The 21,597-nt window shown below is 43.4% G+C and carries 18 protein-coding genes; 9 read left to right on the forward strand and 9 right to left on the reverse strand.

Annotated elements, in window-relative coordinates:
* Positions 1-21: 21 nt before the first annotated feature.
* The gene (locus tag B4K26_RS04310; protein WP_296243781.1) at positions 22-537 is read right to left on the reverse strand and encodes a GNAT family N-acetyltransferase; all 516 of its coding nucleotides are present in this window, start codon (positions 535-537) and stop codon (positions 22-24) included.
* Between the two features lie 290 nt (positions 538-827).
* On the opposite strand from B4K26_RS04310, the gene dnaE reads away from it, so the two are divergent.
* The 4 genes from dnaE (at position 828) to cysE (ending at position 7,043) form a co-directional block, all read left to right on the forward strand.
* Complete coding sequence (gene dnaE / locus B4K26_RS04315; protein ID WP_296243782.1) at positions 828-4,544, forward strand: DNA polymerase III subunit alpha; 3,717 nt, start codon at positions 828-830, stop codon at positions 4,542-4,544.
* 129 nt (positions 4,545-4,673) lie between these two features.
* Positions 4,674-5,051, forward strand: coding sequence for an Hpt domain-containing protein (locus tag B4K26_RS04320; RefSeq protein ID WP_296243783.1), 378 nt, complete (start codon positions 4,674-4,676; stop codon positions 5,049-5,051).
* A complete protein-coding gene (locus tag B4K26_RS04325; RefSeq protein WP_296243784.1) occupies positions 5,051-5,938 on the forward strand; it encodes an RNA methyltransferase in 888 nt (295 codons plus the stop codon). Before B4K26_RS04320 ends, B4K26_RS04325 begins: the two co-directional genes overlap by 1 nt.
* A 193-nt stretch (positions 5,939-6,131) precedes the next feature.
* Positions 6,132-7,043 carry a serine O-acetyltransferase gene (cysE, locus tag B4K26_RS04330; protein ID WP_296243785.1) on the forward strand — a complete coding sequence of 304 codons (912 nt, stop codon included), beginning with the start codon at positions 6,132-6,134 and terminating at the stop codon, positions 7,041-7,043.
* A 254-nt stretch (positions 7,044-7,297) separates the two neighbouring features.
* Here cysE and B4K26_RS04335 read toward each other — a convergent pair whose 3' ends face one another.
* From B4K26_RS04335 to pheA, 6 genes are all read right to left on the reverse strand, one after another.
* Positions 7,298-7,855: a 2-amino-4-hydroxy-6-hydroxymethyldihydropteridine diphosphokinase gene (locus B4K26_RS04335; protein ID WP_296243786.1), complete on the reverse strand. Its 558-nt coding sequence runs from the start codon at positions 7,853-7,855 to the stop codon at positions 7,298-7,300.
* Between the two features lie 4 nt (positions 7,856-7,859).
* Positions 7,860-8,264 carry a dihydroneopterin aldolase gene (gene folB / locus B4K26_RS04340; protein WP_296243787.1) on the reverse strand — a complete coding sequence of 135 codons (405 nt, stop codon included), beginning with the start codon at positions 8,262-8,264 and terminating at the stop codon, positions 7,860-7,862.
* Positions 8,265-8,305: 41 nt separating this feature from the next.
* A complete protein-coding gene (rarD, locus tag B4K26_RS04345) occupies positions 8,306-9,259 on the reverse strand; it encodes an EamA family transporter RarD (RefSeq protein ID WP_296243788.1) in 954 nt (317 codons plus the stop codon).
* 269 nt (positions 9,260-9,528) lie between these two features.
* Entirely contained in the window at positions 9,529-11,907 is a 2,379-nt protein-coding gene (locus tag B4K26_RS04350) for a bifunctional prephenate dehydrogenase/3-phosphoshikimate 1-carboxyvinyltransferase (RefSeq protein WP_296243790.1), read from the reverse strand.
* Between the two features lie 37 nt (positions 11,908-11,944).
* Positions 11,945-13,087: a histidinol-phosphate transaminase gene (gene hisC / locus B4K26_RS04355; protein ID WP_296243791.1), complete on the reverse strand. Its 1,143-nt coding sequence runs from the start codon at positions 13,085-13,087 to the stop codon at positions 11,945-11,947.
* A 148-nt stretch (positions 13,088-13,235) separates the two neighbouring features.
* Positions 13,236-14,417: a prephenate dehydratase gene (gene pheA / locus B4K26_RS04360; protein WP_296243792.1), complete on the reverse strand. Its 1,182-nt coding sequence runs from the start codon at positions 14,415-14,417 to the stop codon at positions 13,236-13,238.
* Positions 14,418-14,961: 544 nt separating this feature from the next.
* On the opposite strand from pheA, the gene B4K26_RS04365 reads away from it, so the two are divergent.
* Together B4K26_RS04365 and B4K26_RS04370 are read left to right on the forward strand one after the other, a co-directional pair.
* Positions 14,962-15,903, forward strand: a complete 942-nt coding sequence (locus B4K26_RS04365) for a transaldolase (protein ID WP_296243793.1) — start codon at positions 14,962-14,964, stop codon at positions 15,901-15,903.
* 151 nt (positions 15,904-16,054) lie between these two features.
* On the forward strand, positions 16,055-16,564 hold the full coding sequence (locus B4K26_RS04370; RefSeq protein ID WP_296243794.1) for a hypothetical protein: 510 nt from the start codon (positions 16,055-16,057) through the stop codon (positions 16,562-16,564).
* An 87-nt stretch (positions 16,565-16,651) separates the two neighbouring features.
* Here the strand turns inward: B4K26_RS04370 and B4K26_RS04375 are convergent, their stop codons facing one another.
* Positions 16,652-17,227 carry an adenine phosphoribosyltransferase gene (locus B4K26_RS04375; protein WP_296243795.1) on the reverse strand — a complete coding sequence of 192 codons (576 nt, stop codon included), beginning with the start codon at positions 17,225-17,227 and terminating at the stop codon, positions 16,652-16,654.
* A 368-nt stretch (positions 17,228-17,595) separates the two neighbouring features.
* Here B4K26_RS04375 and B4K26_RS04380 point away from each other — a divergent pair, with 368 nt between their 5' ends.
* Together B4K26_RS04380 and B4K26_RS04385 are read left to right on the forward strand one after the other, a co-directional pair.
* The gene (locus B4K26_RS04380) at positions 17,596-17,760 is read left to right on the forward strand and encodes a rubredoxin (RefSeq protein WP_068406924.1); all 165 of its coding nucleotides are present in this window, start codon (positions 17,596-17,598) and stop codon (positions 17,758-17,760) included.
* A gap of 124 nt (positions 17,761-17,884) precedes the next feature.
* Entirely contained in the window at positions 17,885-18,910 is a 1,026-nt protein-coding gene (locus B4K26_RS04385; RefSeq protein ID WP_296243879.1) for an alpha/beta fold hydrolase, read from the forward strand.
* Positions 18,911-19,168: 258 nt separating this feature from the next.
* Here B4K26_RS04385 and B4K26_RS04390 read toward each other — a convergent pair whose 3' ends face one another.
* Positions 19,169-20,188 (reverse strand): WG repeat-containing protein, encoded by a 1,020-nt coding sequence (locus tag B4K26_RS04390; RefSeq protein ID WP_296243796.1) that lies wholly within the window; start codon positions 20,186-20,188, stop codon positions 19,169-19,171.
* A 476-nt stretch (positions 20,189-20,664) separates the two neighbouring features.
* Here B4K26_RS04390 and B4K26_RS04395 point away from each other — a divergent pair, with 476 nt between their 5' ends.
* Positions 20,665-21,597, forward strand: a complete 933-nt coding sequence (locus B4K26_RS04395) for a DMT family transporter (protein WP_296243797.1) — start codon at positions 20,665-20,667, stop codon at positions 21,595-21,597.

The following is a 21,597-nucleotide window of genomic DNA, read 5'->3' on the forward strand; positions in this document are numbered from 1 at the left end:
TATAAAAAGCGCTCCACGTTTTTAATGTAGAGCGCTTTCTATCATTTTAATATCCACTATTTTGGTATCTTCAAACCATTCTTCACGAATTTCCTTACTCTGTATAAATCCATGCTGACTATAAAATTTAATAGCAGATATATTATTCTTTAGCACCCATAAACTTAAACTAAAATCAAGGTGACTCTCCCGAATATGGTTTAATGCTACATTCATTAGTTGACTACCAATCCCTAATCTTTGATATTCAGGCAAAATATATAAAGTAGTGATTTCATAGCTATTACCTTCATTAAAGCATCCGATGAAGCCTAAAGCTATATGATTATTTCCTTCTCTACAATCGTAAGCTATCCAAACACTGACATTAGGATGGGCGATCACTTCTTTCCACATTTCCTTTTTATGAGATAAGATGTTTTTATCAGCAATATAAGATTTAGGTAACAGTGTTGAATAAGCAAAGTTCGAGCTAGAAAAATGAATGTTAGCAATGTCTATATAATCTTTTTGTTTCGCTTTACAAACCCGTACCATATTCTTCTCCTCAAAACATACTTGTGTTTGAACAATTTTTAATTGTAAGTTTAAAAATATTAATCTATAAAACACAAGTTTATTATTATCTTATGAATGTCATTATAGGTTTGACGCTCTTAAACTATGGCTGAAATACGCAAATAATGCTATTATTGACGACCAACTTTAAAGGCTCAAAACATCAATTTTTGCGTCCTACTCCTTCTCAAGAAACATAACATATTGATAATAAAAATTTTATCATCATACAACTTATTCCCTTTTGATTGCACCAGTAAGAGTCTTCTATGGCATTTGTACATCTTGGTATACACAGCGAATATTCCATTACCGATTCTATCGTGCGTATTAAACCGCTGATCAAAGCGGCAGCGGCAGACAATCAAAGCGCGCTGGCATTGACCGATTTATCTAACCTGTATGCGACGGTGAAGTTTTACCGTGCTTGCTTGGGTGCGGGCATCAAGCCTATTATCGGTAGTGAAATTATTATGGATAATGAGGACACGCGATTGGTGCTGCTGGCGATGGACAATGAAGGCTATCAAAATATCACCCGAATCGTGTCGCTTGGATTTACCGAAGGGCGCGCCGATGCTGCTAATCATGGGGTGCCAGTGGTTCAGCGTCGCCATGTTCTGGAGCATGCGGCAGGTGTCATTGTATTATTTACTGAAAAATCCGATGTTGGTCAGGCACTCGTTAGTTCTATGCCAGAAAAAGCCGAAGAGTTGCTGACTGAATGGAAATCCCAGTTCGATGATCGCTTGTATTTTGCTATCAAACGCACCAATCGCTCAGGCGAAGATGCTTTTATTAAAGCGGCTATTCATGCCGGTGCCAAGCATCGCATTCCTATTGTTGCTCACAACGATGTGCGCTTTTTAGAGCAAGACGATTTTGACGCTCACGAAGCGCGCGTTTGTATCGCAGGCTCTTACGTCCTTGCCGACCCTAATCGTCCACGGCTGTATTCAGATGAACAGTATCTAAAAACACAACAGGAAATGGAGGCGCTGTTTGCTGATATTCCGCAGGTAATTGACAATACCTTACGTTTAGCCACTCGCTGTAATGTGACTTTGACCCTTGGTATTAATGTACTTCCTGAATTTCCCGTGCCCGAAGGCGAAACGATTGAATCGTTTTTCCGTGCAGAATCAAAGCACGGCCTTGATAGGCGGCTTGACAGACTGTTTCCTGTTGCCGAACGCTCAGATAATTGGCATGAGTTTCGCCAAAAGTACGATGAGCGCCTAGAGTATGAGCTTGAAGTTATCTTATCTATGGGCTTCCCCGGTTATTTCTTAATCGTCATGGACTTTATCCGCTGGGCAAAAGCTAATGGCGTACCCGTTGGACCCGGTCGTGGTTCAGGTGCAGGCTCGCTCGTTGCTTATGCGCTAAATATTACTGACCTCGACCCAATTCATTACGACTTGTTATTTGAGCGCTTCTTAAATCCTGAACGTGTTTCAATGCCCGATTTCGATATTGACTTTTGTATTGAAGGTCGTGACCGCGTGATTGATTATGTCGCGCAAACTTATGGCCGTGAAGCAGTCTCGCAAATCATCACCTTTGGTACCATGGCAGCAAAAGCGGTGGTACGAGACGTGGCGCGGGTACAAAGCAAATCATACTTTTTAGCCAATAAAATATCCAAACTGATTCCAAAAACGCCGGGGATTACGCTTAGCCAAGCACTTGAGCAAGAGCCACAGCTTAAAGACTTAATCTCCAATCCTGACAACATGGATTATGAAGATGCCATTGAGATTTGGGAGATGGCGATTAAGCTGGAAGGTGTCTGTCGAAACGTCGGAAAACATGCTGGTGGCGTGCTGATTGCGCCGCATAAAATCACCGATTTCAGTGCCATTTACTGTGATGACGAAGGTCACCGCGTCAGTCAATTTGATAAAGACGACGTCGAAGCCGTTGGTTTGGTAAAATTTGACTTTTTAGGTCTGCGTAACCTAACGGTCATTAACGCCGCGGTGGAAAATATCAACCTGCGCCGAGCTAAAGAAGGCAAAGAGGCGTTAATATTAGAAGACTTACCGCTAGATGACAAAAAAGCCTATAAGCTGTTGCAAGAAGCCAAAACCACGGCCGTCTTTCAGTTAGAAAGTATGGGAATGAAAAAGTATTTGGCGAAATTACAACCGACAAATATCGAAGACGTCATCGCCATGTGTGCGCTCTATCGTCCCGGTCCGCTCGATGCGGGCATGGTCGAGATGTATATCGACCGAAAGCATGGCCGCGAGGAAGTTATCTATGACCATCCAAACCTTGAGCCAATTTTAGAAAACACCAACGGCGTTATTGTTTATCAAGAACAAGTGATGCAGATTTCACAGGTTATGGCTGGTTATAGCTTGGGTGGTGCGGACATGCTACGTCGAGCGATGGGGAAGAAAAAACCTGAAGAAATGGCCAAACAGCGCGATATTTTCGTCACGGGTGCCACCTCGCAAGGTATTGATGAAACGACATCGGGCGGCGTCTTTGACTTAATGGAAAAATTTGCTGGCTATGGTTTTAACCGCTCGCATTCTGCCGCTTATGGCGTGCTTGCTTATCAGACCGCTTATCTAAAGCAATACTACCCTGCCGAATTTATGGCAGCGGTATTAACGTCTGATATGAACAACACTGATAACGTGGTGTTCTTTATCAATGATTGCCGTGAAAACTTCAGTTTAACCGTTGTTAATCCGTCAGTCAATCGCAGTGAATGGCATTTTGTTGCTGATACGCCGACCAATATCATTTATGGCTTGGGTGCAATTAAAGGCGTAGGTGAAGGTGCGGTTGAGTCTATCGTTGAGGCGCGCCGCACGGATGGGCCATTTAAAGATTTATACGATTTTTGCCGCCGCGTTGATATTAAAAAGGTCAATAAACGTACCCTTGAAGCCTTGGTCAGTGCGGGCTGTTTTGATGATTTTGCTGCAACTTTACGACCTGACTTGCCAGCCGATGAAGCGTACGAGATTCGCGGTGCGCTAATGAGCCAGTTGCCAAGCGCCGTTCAAGCGGCCGAGCAAGACCGCCAAAACCGTGAAATCGGTATGATGGATTTATTTGGTGAAATGGACGGTGTAGTTGCTGCGCCGCCACTCGTCATGACGCCAGAGCTGATTTGGGGTGATAAACATCGTCTAAAAGCGGAAAAAAACACCTTAGGGTTATACTTAACCGGGCACCCTATCGATGAATATCGTGAAGAGCTCAAACGTTATACCTCAGGCGCTCGTCTCGATAAGCTGACGGACACTGGTTATAACGGTAGCTGTTACTTTGCAGGCTTGATTATCGATATCGCCAATTTTGGAACGCGTAACGTCATTACCTTGGACGATGGCACCTCAAGATTGGAGGTTAGCTGTTATGCTGAGCGCTTTAATCGAGTGAAAGAGCACTTAAAAATTGACGAAGTTGTCGTTATTAAAGGCAGTATTCGTGAACGTGATGGACGCTTATTTGCCCGTCTTGATAATGCCATAAGCATGGTTGATGCGCGTCTACGTTGGTTGAAGAAAATTAGTATCAAAGTCCATGGCAGCGACATTAACCTACTCACACGAATGCAGCCACTACTCAAATCTGCCCAAGCAGATATCATTCCTGCACCGCGCTTGTCTTACCACGATGAGCAGGACGAACAGGGTAACAATGGAAGTGGTAGCGGCGCTTACGACCCATCTATGGGCGGCAGCTTATATGACGAAAACGGCAATGATTTATTGGCGCTAGAAAATGATATGCATCAAGATGCGTTTCGTCAAAATGACAGCTACGCTAATAATGCCTTTAGTAATACAGACGACTCTATTAACGATAACTGCTTACCACTTGGGCTAAGCATTTATGAAGAATACGGCATTGCCAATGTCGGGCTATCTGAGCATTGGCGCGTCTACCCTAACGATGATAATTTACAGCAATTAAAGAGTATGGTGAGTGAAGACAATTTGCATTTTCATTATAGTTAGCACGATCGTTACTAGAATAGTCGTTACAGGTTAATAAACTTATTTTACCGTTAACCCCTTTAGTTGTATTAAAAATCTTATTATTTTTGACTCAACTGCTTTAACTTTTCATATATTGGACACTTTACTATGGCTGAAAATTCGAATAATACCCCTGCCAACATTGACGATGAAATTATCGATACCGAGCAGTTTGAAGATATGCGCGATTTACTAGAAGAAGATTTTGTTGATTTGATTCAAGTTTATTTTACCGACAGCCACGAGCGCATTGCCAAACTAAGACACACACAACAAGATGAGGATAACGCCAATGGCTATGAGATAGCTCATGCGCTAAAGGGTGCCAGTGCCAATTTAGGCGCGACTCAATTGACCCGTCTTAGTAGCCAATTACAAGAAGCTTGCCGTGAGCGCCTCATTGGCGAACAAGCTGAACTGATTGAAGAAGTCTCAGCGGCCTTGCACCGGGCTGAACAAGAAATCAAACAAAGACTGGGGCTATAATGCATAACGATTCTGCCTCAACCTTAGTGCCTTCAACTTCAACCGTTAGTCATACGGTAAGCGATTACCTAACTTGCTTACAAATTGTCATGGTCAATACCACCTTACCTGCCAATATTGGCTCAGCCGCTCGCGCCATGCATACGATGGGGTTATCGCGTCTGACGGTTGTCGATCCAAAGCTGCCCATTGATGAAACCAGCATTTCGCACGCAGCAGGCGGTAGTGAATTGCTTTCTTTAGCGACCATAACTCCGACGCTCGAATCAGCAATAGCGGACTGTCAGCTCGTGTTTGCTGCTAGCAGCCGTAATCGTCATATGCCGCGCCCGGTAGTGACTCCAACGCAAGCTGCCAAAATCATGTTTGACTTTATCGATAAGCAAACTGCTCTTAATTTAGCCAATGACAGTGGAAGTACGCAATCTATCAGTAAGCCTCATATCGCCATTTTATTTGGCCGTGAAGATCGCGGCTTGACCAATGAAGAGCTGGCGTTCGCCGATTATCATATTCAAATCGATGCCAATCCTGCTTATCCCGTGCTTAACGTTGCGTCAGCTGTACAAGTGATTGCCAGCTTTATCTTTGCTTATGCGCAGACGCATACTCAAACGACAAGCAGCGATAATATTTCAAGTACAAACGCTCAACCGATGTTAAATGTGCATTTGCGTCAACAGTGGGATGAGCCTGCCATTACCCAACAGCAGCTGCAACAGCTTGTTCAGCGCACCACTGATTTGATGGTCCAACGCGGACTTGCAGACAGCGAACATTTAAAATCATTACCAGTGCGGCTGTCGCGCCTCGGTTCACGCGTTCAGTTAGATCAAAAAGAATACCAGCTATTAAGTGCGGTGATTGCCAAGCTTGCAAAAAGCTAAAGGTAGTGTCGTCGATACTTATATACTGAAATACGCTTATACGCTGAAATAGATGGATATGAGTTTGCGTATCGCTTATCAGTCAACGCTGTATTTTACGACCCAAAGCTGTTATAACCTTAAGAGATGTCATTGTGATTTTTTTGACAATGTTTTCCTGACAGTATTTTCCTGACAATAGATAGGACGCTTTATGTCATTGCCAACCTCCTTGTTCAAGTCACTTACCCGTATCAAAAAAGACTTAAAAGAAGATATCGAAGCGGTGTTCAATCGCGACCCTGCGGCGCGTAACAGCCTAGAAGTCCTTTTGACCTACCCTGGCATCCACGCCCTGATTTTGCATCGCGGCGCGCATTGCCTTTGGCAAAATGAGCAAAAACTGGCAGCGCGTGCCATCTCTTACGGCTCGCGTATCATCACTGGCATTGAGATCCATCCTGCGGCCAAAATCGGCAAGCGTTTTTTTATTGACCATGGCGTTGGTGTAGTCATTGGTGAGACGGCTGAGATTGGCAATGACGTTACCCTTTATCATGGCGTGACGCTTGGCGGCGTCTCATGGAATAATGGCAAACGCCACCCAACCTTAGAGGACGGTGTCATCGTCGGTGCTGGCGCTAAAGTGTTAGGGCCATTTACCGTAGGTAAAAATGCCAAGATTGGCTCAAATGCCGTGGTCGTCAAACCCGTTCCTGCGGGTGCAACGATGGTTGGTAGTGCCGCTCGTATGATTTCAGACCATCATGATGAAAAAGGCAATCCTATTGTTACCAAGGTACAAGACGCCAAACAGCAAGAAAAAGTCGCGCAAGCAGGTACAACTGCTGACCAGCAGGAAAAAGACGCTACTTCTAACACTGCACGAGCAACGGCGTTTCAGGCTTATGGGATTGACCCTTCTTCGCAAGATCCAGTTGCTGAAGCCTTTGCTAAAATGCTCGAACATATTCAACAATCAGAAAACCGTCTTGATCAATTGCAGGCGGCGATGTGCAAGATAGACCCAAACTTTTGTAAAAAGGAATACGATAAACTGTGCTTAGAAGATTTAGATGTTATTGGCCGTACTGATATGGATGCAGCGGGCACTGAGCAGAAATAATTGCTAGCTAATAGGATTATTGTTAATTTAAAGCTCAGTAGTATTTGTAGTGAGTAAAAAAAGAGGCCAGGTAGCCTCTTTTTCACTTTAACCAATGAAGAAATAGCGCTTTATTGACTAGCTATTCAATAGACAATATTTATAAAAATGACGAGTCAGGCCGCTTTAAAAAACGATAATCACTTTATACTTGAGCTCGCTTCTATCGTATCGACATTGGTATATTGCTCGAATAGCCTTCTTAGCTATTCAATTCAGCCTTTCAAACTGCCTTCCTTTGCTAACTCTTCAATCCCTGCTGTTTCATGAGCTTTGAATGGATAACGATCTGCCATGATTATCCATTTGTTAGAGCTTTTAGCGATTTTTTTAGATATTCGTTTATTGCTTAGGCTATTTTTATCAAATACAGTTTGTATCAGTAGAATATCGATATCCATGGTGACTTCTTTTATTGGTGTTTGTGCTTCCGTTAGACGTTGTCTATGACAGTCACTTTCAATTTGTTTAAATATCTGCTGTAACTGTTGTAAACTGATGGGTGTATCGAGTACAAGATAAACACACTGATTGGTATAATCGGGTTTTGGTAGCTCAGGCGTAGAGGTAAAATCAGGATTTTGAAATGCCGTTGAGAGCTGTATTTCACCTAAAGCCGCAAGCTGTTCACGGGCGTACGGTAAGTATTTTTCGGCTTGATAATTACTCCCTAAGGCGAGCAGTACTGCCGATACAGAATGCGTTTGCAGCTGTTCAGGCGCGTACTGTTTTAACTCTTCAAGACCCAAATCAGCCAATGCTTTATGTGTCATCAGATTAACTATCTTGGTTTATATTGGATTCGGCTATTAAGCCTTTGGGATAACGGGTGATTTGCACCCCAACCGCATCCGCTTGTTGAATAGCTGTTGGCTTGGCAACGCTTAACGTTATTTTATGACAGTTGTATTTTTCCAGTAACTTATCTGCAATTTGACCAGCCAAATGCTCAAGCAGCTGCGCTTGAATGGCTTGGCACCATGCGCTGACATCATCACAGACTGCTTTATAGTTCAGCGCATCATTAACATCATCTGAGATGGCCGCACGGCTGATGTCGGTTTCAAGCGCAATATCAATCAGCAAAGGTTGCGTGATGGCGCGTTCCCACGCATAAACACCAATGACCGCTTCTACGGTTAAGCCTTTGACAAATACCACATCAAATTCGGTATGAAACATGCGCTTATCCTTATTTATTATAGTTTTATTTTAAGACAACTTTACGATAACGCCTCTTCGCGCAGGCGTTCGGCTTTTAATGCTTTACTCGGACGATGGCGCCACAAGTCAATACTAAATAATAACAGCCCGAACCAAATCAAGCCAAATACCGCGAGGCGATGCAAGTCAAAAGGCTCGTTATAATAAAATACCGCCAAGAAGAAAATAAAGGTCGGCGTCAGATAATTCATAAAACTTAGAATACTAAAGGCGACCATCTTAGTCGATTTATTAAATAACAATAATGGTATCAGCGTAATCGGGCCTGCCAGCATCAAAAGCCAGATGTTTGAGGTAAACCAAAAACTTAACTGACTACTTACCACATCGGCTTGCCAAAACCACCATAAACAAATCGGCACTAGCATGGTAGTTTCTACAAACATAGCGTCAACAGCCGTAAGCGGTGTTTGGCGCTGGATAGTGCCATAAGTACTAAAACTAAAGGCTAAAATCAGCGATATCCATGGCAAGCTTCCAATCATAACCACTTGGATCAACACCGATAATAAGGCAAAACCAATAGCAACCCACTGTAAAGGACGCAAGCGTTCTTTAAATAAAATCATTGATAGCGCGACGCCGACCAGGGGTCCGATAAAGTATCCCAAACTGGCCTCAAGAATGTGGTCGTGGTTGACCGCCCAAACATAAGTTAGCCAGTTGGTGGCAATAATCAGTCCCGATATAAAGGAGAATGCTATCCATCTCGGGTTTTTCTTTAGTGTATCAATCCACTGCCAGCGCTTGGTCACCACCAACACGATAAGCAGGCAAGCAAACGTCCATATTATGCGGTGACCGATAATCTCGGTGGCATCATAAGCGGCGAGCTGCTTAAAGTATAACGGAAAAGCCCCCCAAATAAAGAACGCTGTCAGCGCGGTAGCAATACCGCGTCTGGATGTTTGAATAGGAGCAACGGTTTTTTTGACGACGTTTTGAGTAGTCATAAGACAATACAACTTTTTAGAGCAAAGCGCGCCCTCACTTACTTTTAAACCATCATAAAGTCATAAAAGTAAGGACGCAGGGTTACTACAGATAGGATAAAAGGTAAAAAGCAATGGGTTAATGCCAATACGGCACCAACACATTGCTCACGACAACTGCTATTTTAAAATAAATTTTACAACAAATTAAAAAATACGCTTTTGAACTTCAGAAAATAAAACTTTAAAAGTTAAGAATGTTTCTTATCAGGTTAATACTAACTTCCGTATTACGCCGCACTATCATTAACTTGAATGGACATGCCAATTTGATTGGCAAGCTCTGCAAATCCTGGGAAGCTGGTATTGACGGTTTCAACGCCTTCAATGGTAATCTGCTTCGATGCGCGTAAGCTGGCAACCGCAAAGCTCATGGCAATGCGGTGATCATGATGCGAGGTGATATATCCGCCGCCAAAGACAGGTTGGCTATTATTTACAGCGTCATTTTGACCTTCACCGCCTTTGCTTTCAATGCCCTTACCTTCAATACCTTTACCTTGAATAATCAAACCATCCTCAGTGACGGTACAATCAACACCGAGAGTTTGTAGCCCTTCTGCCATCACTGCAATACGATCAGATTCTTTCACACGTAATTCTTTTGCACCAGTTAGCACCGTACGGCCTTGTGCGCAGCTGGCCGCAATAAACAACACTGGAAATTCATCAATCGCAAGTGGTACCAGATATTCTGGAATATCGATACCTTGTAGGTTTGAGCTGCGTATCGTGATATCAGCCACAGGCTCGCCGCCGACATGGGTTTCATTACTTAGGCTAATATCAGCATTCATCAATTTAAGAATATCAATAATACCAGTACGTGTCGGATTGATGCCAACTTGCGTTAGCGTCAGCTCGCTATCTTGGCTAATAGCAGCAGCGACCATAAAAAACGCAGCAGATGAAATATCGGCAGGAACAGCGATATCACCGCCAGTGAGCGTACCACCTCCTTTCACGCTGATGCGATTGCCGTCAACTTTTACTGGATAACCAAATGCTGACAGCATACGCTCGGTATGGTCACGGCTGACTTCAGGTTGAATAACGGTCGTGGTACCTTCTGCCCAAAGTCCCGCTAATAATAAGCAAGATTTAATCTGCGCAGAAGCGACCGGCATCTCATAATCGATACCTTGCAGCGGCTCACCGACAGTGTCGCGACCCGTAATACTAAGCGGCGCCGTACCATGATGACCAGTACTTTGAATGATGGCACCCATCTCACGTAATGGCGCGGCGACACGCTCCATCGGCCTTTTATTAAGACTGGTATCACCCGTCAACACACTGTCAAAAGATTGCGCGGCTAATATACCAGCTAACAGGCGCATACTGGTACCCGAGTTGCCCATATATAGTGGTGTTTTGCTTGGCTTAAGACCATTCATACCAACGCCATGGATGGTTAATTTACCATTATCAGGTCCTTCAATACTCACGCCCATATCACGAAACGCTTGCAAGGTAGCAAGCGCATCTTCCCCTTCCAAAAATCCTGTGACATTAGTCACGCCTGTTGCAAGGCTGCCGAGCATAATACTGCGATGCGAGATAGACTTATCACCAGGAATGGTAATGGTGCCAGAGACGGTATTGCTTGGAGAAATAAGGTAAGAAACTGACATGGCAGAGGTATCCGTATAAGGGGTGCTGGCTAACATATGGCCAAAATGTCGCCGTGCGGCTTGCGCGCGGCCCAAAAGTCCCATTAGGGCGGTTGAATCTTTATCAATGATAAGCTGACGCATGGTCTGTAAATAAACGCTGTACTCATCAAGGGCGCTTACAATCGCGCTTTGGTTGGCAAAAAATATATCGTGCCACATTTTAGGATCACTGGCAGCGATGCGGCTAAAGTCGCGAAAACCGCCTGCCGCATAGCGAAACATATCTAAATTGTCATCGTGGCTTGCCAACTGCTCGACCAGATTAAACGCCAGCAGATGTGGCAGATGACTGGTATGCGCCAAGATAGCATCATGACGATCAGCGGCCATCGGCATGACGGTTGCGCCCACCGCTTCCCATAACTGCCGCAGCTTAGCAATGGCATTATCACAAGTCGTTGGCAGCTCGCAGATAATGACGCTATGATTGACAAATAAATTGGCGCGCCTGGCATGATACCCTGAATTTTCAGCACCAGCAATCGGATGCGCGGGAACAAAGCCAGTCGGTAGCGGGTTAAATACCGCTTCTGCCGCCTCAATGATATTAACCTTGGTACTACAAACATCGGTAATGAGACAATCAGCCGCAAGCTGACCCTTACCCATGGCAGCTTTAATATCGACAAATACAGCCTCTACCGCTTGTACTGGCACAGCGATAACAATCAGGTCACTACCCGATACTGCTTCACTTAAAATACCACTACCCGCATCTAGTAAGCCATGTTGCATGGCTTCGTCGATGCTTGGCGCATGTCTATCAACCGCCACTAAGCGCTCACTTAAGCCATTGTCTTTAATGGCTTGGGCAAGGCTTGCACCAATCAGCCCTAGACCAATGACACAAACTTGCTTAAATAGCGGCTGCGTAGAGAATGAGGTTGCTATATTTACCGTGGGCGTATAGATGCGATGGTTTACTTTTTGCATATTATTTTAATTATCATATCACTTATAGGGTGTTCCATTAATCATCAGTCAAGATAGAGCGCAAAGTATCAATGAGGCGCATATTGTCTTCTGCAACCCCTACGGTAATGCGCAGCCAATTAGGCAAGCCATAGCTGTTTAATGGACGCACAATAACGCCTTGCTCGAGCAATGCTTGATGAATAGAGGCCGCGTTTATGTCTTCCATTTCAACTTCTATTTCTACCATAATAAAATTGGCATGCGACTTAATAAATCCCAACCCTAATGCGTCAAACTGCTTTTCTAGCCAGCGCATTTGCTCTTGGTTAGTGAGCCGCGTTCTTTCAATAAATTCTTGATCAGCAAGCGCCGCTGCCGCCGCCGCTAAAGCGACTCTACTGACGTTAAATGGTTGACGAATACGATTGAGTAAATCCGCAATGGCTACTGAGCTTAACGCATAACCGACACGTAAACCTGCCAATCCATAAGCTTTTGAAAAGGTACGTACAATAACCATATTATTAAATTCATCCAAGAGTACCCGATTATTACTCTCAGGACTATATTCGATGTAAGCTTCATCTAACACGACCAACACCGAGCTTGGCACACTAGCGACAAACTCATGTAACTCTTGCTGCGTAAGCTGGGTACCAGTTGGATTGTTTGGATTAGCGATGAACACTATCTTAGTATTTAAGTTGTCATTTACCGCCTGACTCATCGCTTTTAAATTATGACCAAAACGATTGGCAGGCACTTCCACGCCTTTTGCGCCTTGCATTTTAGCCAGCATCGGATAAACGATAAAAGCATATTGACTATAAACGATGGCATCATCAGCGCCAGCAAAACTACGCGCTAAGATATCAAGCAAATCATCTGAGCCATTACCTAAAGTGATTTGCTCAACACTAACGTCATTAAAGTCAGCAAGCGCTTGTTTTAGATAATAACCATTGCCATCAGGATAACGTGCCAGCTGACCCAACTGCTCGGTAATCGCAAGCGTAACGTGTGGTGAGCAGCCTCTTGGATTTTCATTACTGGCAAGTTTGACCACATCTGAGACGCCAAACTCGCGCGTCAACTCTTCAACTGGCTTCCCCGTCTGATAAGGTACCAGCTCTAAAATACTGTCATAGGCAGGTACAAGCGGTGATAAATTTGACTTTGTCGACTGAGATGACTGCATGATTTATCCTTAAGAGTGATAACGTATCTGCTATTAGTAAGAGCGTGTCCTTAGGGCAATCAATAGATATCTACAATCAATAGACATCTAGATGAAGACGCATCCTAATTTTTGCTATCGATTTGACAAACAACTTGGTTAAGCCAATTTATAGGACGGCTTTTGGGTAAGAGCCTAGAATGCGTAAATCTTTGACCAATGGACGAATATCAGCGATCGCAGCGCTCACATTTGCATCTTCAATGTGCCCATCCATGTCAATAAAAAATACATAAGCCCATTTATTCGGGCGTTCAGGACGCGTTTCGATACTGGTCATCGACACGCCATGATAGGACAATGGCTTTAAAATTTCGATCAAAGCGCCTGCTTTATCATGCGCTGAAACCATGATTGAGGTTTTATCTTGACCAGATGGCGCAATCGCCTCGTGACCAATGATCAGGAAACGTGTGGTATTGCTAGGATTGTCTTCGATGTTCGAATACAGCTTATGTAAATCGTACTCTGCCGCCGCCACATCACCGGCAATCGCTGCTGAATGCCATTCATTTTTTAATCGGCGAGCAGCCTCACCATTGCTTGATACTGCCACGCGCTCGACATTGGGATAATTGACATCGAGCCAATGACGACACTGTGCCAATGACTGCTGATGTGAGTAGATACGGCTTAAGCCATCAAGCTTAGTATGTTCAGCGACCAAGAAGTTTTGATGAATAGGCAACTCAACTTCACCAATTATTTTTAAGGTGGAAGATAGGAAGCCATCTAACGTATGGTTCACCACGCCCTCGGATGAGTTTTCGACTGGCACCACGCCATACATCGCCGTACCCGCTTCGACTTCGCGGAAGACATCAGTGATGGTGTTTAGCGGTACAGTATCGGCAGCTTTCCCGAAGTGCTTAAGCGCTGCAGCATGAGTAAAGGTACCAATAGGACCTAAGAACGCAATGCGTTGAGGTGCTTCTAAATCCAAGCAGACTGACATAATCTCACGGAACAATCGTGCCATTTTTTCATCAGCGATTGGTCCAGTATTTCGTTCCATTACCGCTTTTAACACTTGCGCTTCACGCTCAGGACGATAAAAAATAGGGTTGGTTTTTTCTGCTTCAGGACTATTGGCAACATGGTCTTTTTTTGCCGTCGCCACTTGCTGAGCCAGTTTGGCACGGTTGTTAATCAGCGTCTGAATTTCGCAGTCTACCGCATCGATACTTTGGCGCAACGTATTTAAAAGCGCTTTATCAGTTGCAGTCCCATCAACGCTTGCAGAGGTTTGGTTTAGGTTATTTACATTTTGCTCTGGTGACTGCTCACTCATTACCGCCCATCCTTTTCTAATGTTGTTGCTAAAATTGTTTCTGAGTTTTACAACTGTTGTTTTATAACTTATAACTGCTAGAGATGACTGTTTGTTCGATAGAATTATTTTAATCATAAATGCTGATGTCTTTCTTATGTTTCGCGCAAGCCAAACCGCTGATCGGCTCTACTATAGCAAAAACTATCGACAGTGCCCATTCGTAAATGTGCGTAAATACGCGGAAATGCGCAATTTGCCGTAAATATTAGCACAGTTATACTCTACAGCGGACAAGCCTTGTAAAACTATAAAGGCTACAACCGCTCAAATCTATGATACAGTTTAAAGGCTCTTATTAAAGGTAGCTAGTTTTAACCACCCTTAAGCTTTAACATGGCATATTTTTAATAACATTGACGCTTAGTAGGTTTGGATTTTAAAAAACCTCTAGAAACACTACCATGATAAACAGCTTTTTGAAAAAACATCATGAACAATAAAATGAAATAACAAACTTTAAGAAGAACATTACCACGTTAATTGACCACACCAAGGATATCTGATGAGCGCATTACAACAGCTTCGCACCATGACCACTATTGTCGCTGATACGGGCGACCTTGCCGCCATTGCGCGTCTAAAACCCATCGATGCCACGACCAATCCTAGCCTGATTACCAAAGCCCTCATTCATCCTGATAATGAAGCGATGATGTCAGAAACTATGAGTCGCCATCGCGGCGACGTTGATGCGGTAATTGATGAATTAACCGTTCAAATTGGCTGCAATATTCTGGCGTTGATTGAAGGTCGCGTTTCGACCGAAGTCGATGCACGCTTGTCTTATGACACCCAAGCGACCATTGATAAAGCCTTACGCTTTATGGAAGCCTATCAAAAAGCTGGTATTGATTCAGAGCGTGTCTTAATTAAAATGGCTGCAACGTGGCAAGGGATTGAAGCGGCACGTTATCTTGAAACGCAGGGCATCCACTGTAATCTGACTTTACTGTTTGGTCAGCATCAAGCGATTGCTTGTGCCGATGCTGGCGTTACTTTAATTTCGCCATTTGTTGGACGTATTTTAGATTGGCAAAAACGCCAACAAAACCGCCAAAACGTCCCAGCCTCAGATGATATGGGCGTCCAATCGGTCAAGCTCATTTACCAATATTACAAGCAACATGGCTATAAAACGCAAGTAATGGGCGCAAGTTTTCGCTCGACCGAGCAAATATTAGCATTAGCAGGCTGTGATTTATTAACCATTGCGCCCAATCTGATTGATGAGCTAGCGGCAATGGATGTCGAAGTGACGCGTCAATTGTCGCCAAGCATGTCCATGGAATTGGCCGACATGGCGAAAGTCAGCTTAACACATGACGAATTTAGTGCGGCCTATCAGCAAGACACTGTTACGCAAGACTTATTACCCAAAGGAATCGATGGCTTTATCGGTGCGCGTGATGAGCTTGCGCAAATGCTAGCAGCCATGCGAAATTAACTGCCATATTTTTACCTTTTATGCGTTTGCTTGCTAATCACAAGGTCTGAGATTGTCTCAGTGTGAACCTCTTGTCATAAAAGAAATTTGCCTGCCTATATTAAGTTGGCTATGATAAGCAACTTTATATAACAAAAAGCAAGGCTCGATTATGAAACGGCTAGCAGTGATATTAGCAGGTAGTACGCTTGCAATGAGTGCCCATGCGGTAAACTGGTTAGAGATATCAAAAAGTCAAACTGGCTCTGTTTTTAGCTTAGATTTAGATTCTATCGAACGCTCAGACATTCATATTATTGACGAAAAAGCGGTCGAAAATATTACCGTCTCTATTCGTAGAACCTACCCTGCACCAAAAGATATGGCCAAAGACAGTAAGGAAAAAGAAATAAAAGATAAGGAAAGTACAGATACAGCAGCTAACAAAACGATGAAAGAAACCAGCATTCATCATAGCGATCAGCAATGGCTTATCGCTTGCAAGGACTCTAGTTACTATCGGCGCGCATACGTTAACTACGCATCTGATGATAAAGTGTTGAAATCTTGGCAATCAGATAAGCCGATACTGACAACCAAAGACTTTAAAATTACTAAGCCAAAAACGATTAGTCGCCTGTTAATAGAACAAGCCTGTAAAAATTATCAGCAAGATAAGTAAAATAAGTTAAGACGAACAAATAAATGCCATTAAAAAAAGCGCGCTGAACTCGCTCAGCGCGCTTTTTTATACGAAATAATCAATTATCTAAGCCTTCAAAACCGTATAGATAGGAACAGGAAATTCGCCATGCAGATCAACAAGATCTAATAATACCAATGCGCCGACGACCGTATGCTCGGCAGACCTGCAGAGCTCATAAGCAGTCATGAGTGTACCTCCGGTCGCCAAGATATCATCAACCAATAAAACCCGCTCTGGCGGCAAGTTATTTTGCATCTCAAGCGTGTCTTTACCATACTCTAAAGCATAGGCTTTATTGGCAACCGGTGGCGGCAATTTACCGGGTTTACGCAGCAAGATCATGCCTTTACCCAATCGACCCGCCAGCAAACTGGCAAAAATAAACCCGCGCGCTTCAACTGCACCTAAACAGTCTATTTTATCGAGCAAGCCCATCGGCAATGCTGCCAACATCTCGTCAATCACCGCATTAACATGACTGCGTAGTAACGGGGTAATATCATAAAAATCAATGCCAACTTTCGGGAAGTCTGGTACTGTGCGAATGATTTGCCAAAATGGATGATCAGTATTGAGCGTATTGATTGAATCGGTTGTAAAATTGACTTTAGCTGATGTAACGGCGGCATTCGCGCTCATAATAACCCTTAGCTTGTAGAACTTAAATAATGATACAACCGTGATAAATGAGGTATCAATCGGTAAAAATAGCGGCGAGAATTATAGCATAATCGGCTTTATAGTGGCGGCAAGATTGGCAAACACAGCACGCCTAAAGCGATAAAAGTGACGTGCCATGACTTGATAAAAGCTGGTGAATCTCAATATACAAGTGTAAACTTAACTATGAAAATAACCGCTATATGCTAAACTACGGGCGTTTTTATGCATTAAATGTTAGCTAGAGTGGTTAATAAATACCTTAAAACACTTATTAACGTAGTTAGTAGAACTGGTAATAGAAACACTAGTAATCGTAATACTAAGAATAATCGATAGGACTATTTATGAAACGTTATGAATGTATTGTCTGCGGTTGGATATATGACGAAGAGCTCGGCTGTCCTGAAGAAGGCATTGCGCCTGGTACCAAATGGGAAGACATCCCTGACGATTGGACTTGTCCAGAATGCGGCGTTGGCAAGCTTGATTTTGAGATGCTCGAATTTTAAGCCAACGACCATCTAAATAGGATACTTCATGACAGAATCAACCCCCATTAATACTGTGTCTAAAATCTCAAAAGCGACTGAAACTTCAGAAGAAACTGGTAATACGTCAACGCTTGATGCCGAAATGCTTAATGATGCAGCACTTAGCGCTTCAAAGCTTGACGCTCCCCTAATCAATTACCCAACGCCTGAATGGCAAAAATTTGGCGATCATGCTTGGTATCCATCTGACTTGAGCGAGCATCTTTATCAAGCGATGATAGATATCGGTGATGGTATCGAGCTGTGCGTTGAGGCTGGCGGTAATCCTAATAACCCGCCATTGTTAATGGTAATGGGGCTTGGCTCACAAATGGTGTTTTGGCCAAACAGTTTTATTAAGCGCTTTATCGATGCTGGTTTTTTTGTAATACGATTTGACAATCGTGATATCGGCTTGTCCTCAAAAGTACAGATTGATGGTTTGCCGCGTATCAGCCAATTAAAAATGATGATGCGTCTGCAAACGGGGCTGTCGAATAAAGGCGCGCCGGTCGCATATAATTTGACCGACATGGCAGAGGATACAGCGCGTTTAATCAAAGCCTTAAAACTTGGCAAAACGCATCTGCTTGGTGCTTCGATGGGCGGTATGATTGCTCAAATCGTCGCCGCGCGTTATCCAAGTTTGGTGCAGCGTATGGCGTTAATGTTTACCACCACCAATCGTGCTTTTTTAAAACCGCCGAAACCTAAGCAGTTATATACCCTTATCAATCGTCCTGAGAGCCACTCTGAGCGCGATATCGTGCGTCATAGCGTCTGGTTTATGAAAACCGTTGGTACACCAGGGCACGTCAATGTACGTATGGTGCGTGACATCGCCAAGATACGTTATCAGCGCAATTTTCATCCCCTCGGCACCGTACAGCAGCTCAATGCTATTTTAGCTTCTGGCTCTATTAGCAAATACAGCAAGCAAGTTAAAGCGCCAACCATTGTGCTACACGGTAGCGCCGATGGACTATTACCTCCCTCACAAGGACGGGTGGTTGCTAAGACCATTCCTAATGCAAGCTTCCATTTAATCGAAGGCATGGCGCACGATATTCCCGAATATTACCAGCCCTATATAGTCGATCTGATTAGCAATCATTTGTTAGAAAAATAAGTGTTTCGGCTCAGTATTGTTAATCATTGAACAATAAAAAAGAGTGACAGAGCGATCAATTATCATCGTTCTGCCACTCTTTTTTTACTGCAAATTTAAACATAAAGCCTGTTCAAATTAAAATCGCTACGTTAATAGATAGGTGTGACTGGTATAAATTTTTCTTGCTTGCTGTTATCACAGAGGCTACGAAAAATTCATCCCAGTCGCACCGTATCCGTTCCGGCTTTAGCCTACTCTACTAGCAAATAATAAATGTTAATCACAACCAACACTGCTAGCCTCTTTATCAATACACATTTTATCACCATTTTTTAAATTACCAATCCACGCTTTGCCATCTGTAAATACAAATGCAGGTTGGTTTTTATAATTATCGTTAGCATTCACACTGTCATTTTCAAATCGAAAAGGAATCACCAGCTCGCCACCTAAATTGACAAATCCCCATTCGCTATCGATGCGCACGCCCGCCAGCCCTTCTGAGAATGGACGTACCTCATCGAATGAATAGGTAATCATAGAGACGTTATTATCGTCAACAAAACCCCATCTGCCGTCTTGTTGCCGCGGCTGCAAGGTAGTAAAGCCACGAGACTGTGCTTGCTTCTGCGCATCTTTAGGGCTGCTAACTGATGTAATTTTCGAATTTTGACTATCAGTATTATTATTTGAATCAGACGTAGGTTTGCCGTTTTTATCTACCCAGCTTACAGCCTTATTTTTACGCACTCGAGCCATGCCGCCACGGAAATCATCAATATCATTAATGGCGGCGGCAAATGGTACGACTGTCTTGTTGGCAGTATCGATAACGCCATAATGACCGTTTTGTTTGACCACGATACGACCCTCAGAGATGGGACGCGCCCAACCTTGGCTCTCCTTTAGCATATCGTACATCGCAGGAATCACTTCGCGACCCTGCATATTGACATAACCGACACGTCCATTGCGTAGTACGGGCAGCAGACCGCCCGATATTTTATCCGCATCTACTTTTTGATAGCGTGATAAATCAACCACGCTTTTACCTTGTTTATTAATCAAAGCAACTGGGGCGCCAAAATCTTTTATCGCTAAAAAATAGCCACTACTTGCCGTACACGATACATTTTTATAATAACTTTTGGGGATTTTACAGCTGGCTGCTTGTGCGCTTGGTATCAAAAGCAAACCAACCGTTAAAACGCCTACAACGAAACTGCCGCGCGACCGTTGTGGCGACAATACCAATAATGAATATACCTGTTGTTTTGATAAAAAACATTGCAGCATAAGTAAACCTAGAATAAAAAGTCATACAAGCTATTTAAGTATTTGAAAAAATTGCCATTTTAAAAGTTTCAGCAATTCGAGATAACTATGAATGAAGAGTAACAAATGACCACGTTCGCGCCAATGGCATTCTTGTAAGAAGCTGACTGGTTTATTCAGTCATAGTGCGCAATAGGTCATTATAAAATAAATAATGCCAAACCATTCCAATTTAAGCACAAAACACTGACAATATGATTTGTTTAAGTGATTTCTTTAGGGCGTGTCTTCGTTTTAAAAATGGTGATAAAAATGAGATAAATTGCCGTCAAACCAGGAAAATAGCGCAGATAATATCGAGCTATCTGGCACCGTTTGGCAAGATTTAGCCATTTTTAACCCATTTAGATGACTATCGGTTGAATTGAGGAAACGCCCTAGCAAACAACGATGCAACACATTAAAAAAGTATCATAGTAATAAGATAAGGATCTTGCATGGCTACTGCCTCTTCACGCTCCGCCGCTACTGGCTTAGTCATTGGTTGTGTTATTTTTGGTCTGGGCAGTTTGATTGTCGCTCATGTCGATATCGGTGGCTGGGCGATGTCCTTTTGGCGGCTGGCTATTTCAGGCGGGGTGTTTGCGATATTGGCTAAAGTCACAGGACAACGACTGCCGCACTCAAAGCGTGCTATTTTTTATGGTTTATTATCAGGTGCATTTTTAGGATTAGATTTGGCACTGTGGCATGAGAGTATTTATGCAGTTGGTCCTGGTATTTCAACCTTACTCAACAGCTTGCAGATTTTCTTTTTAGCGGCCATTGGTTTTTTATATTTTAATGAGCGTCAATCTATCTTGCAGCTGATCAGTTTATTTTTAGCCATGTTAGGTGTGGCGATGATAGGCAGTCCTGAGTTTGCGCAAAATACTGCTGCGACTTGGGGGTTTGTTACTGGCATCGTCTCAGGTGCTATGCTTGCTGCGTCGATGACCTTTATTCGTAAAACCCATGATACTGAGCCGACACCGATATTTGTACTCATGCAATTGGTGAGCATCGGCGGCGTAATAGCGATGGTTCTCCCGATGTTGGTGCTTGATATGGGTAATATTTTGCCCAATACGTGGTCTGAGATCGGTTGGATATTGATTTACGGTACAGTGATGCAATGCTTGGCATGGGGTCTTATCGCCTACTCTATTCCGAAGCTGTCTTTGGCATTGACTGGACTGTTACTATTAACCGAGCCTATTGCAGCCTTAGTCATTGACTATAGCTGGCTTGACAAACCAATTAATACTCTGCAATGGAGCGGCGCTCTGCTGACCATGTTTGCCATTTATTTGGGTTCACTAAAACCCAAACCACGCGCACTACGCCGTTATCGTTTTTTTGCTAGGTTTTATAAACGACACTATAAATAA

This window comes from Psychrobacter sp. UBA6766 (assembly GCF_002453355.1).
GTDB lineage: Bacteria > Pseudomonadota > Gammaproteobacteria > Pseudomonadales > Moraxellaceae > Psychrobacter.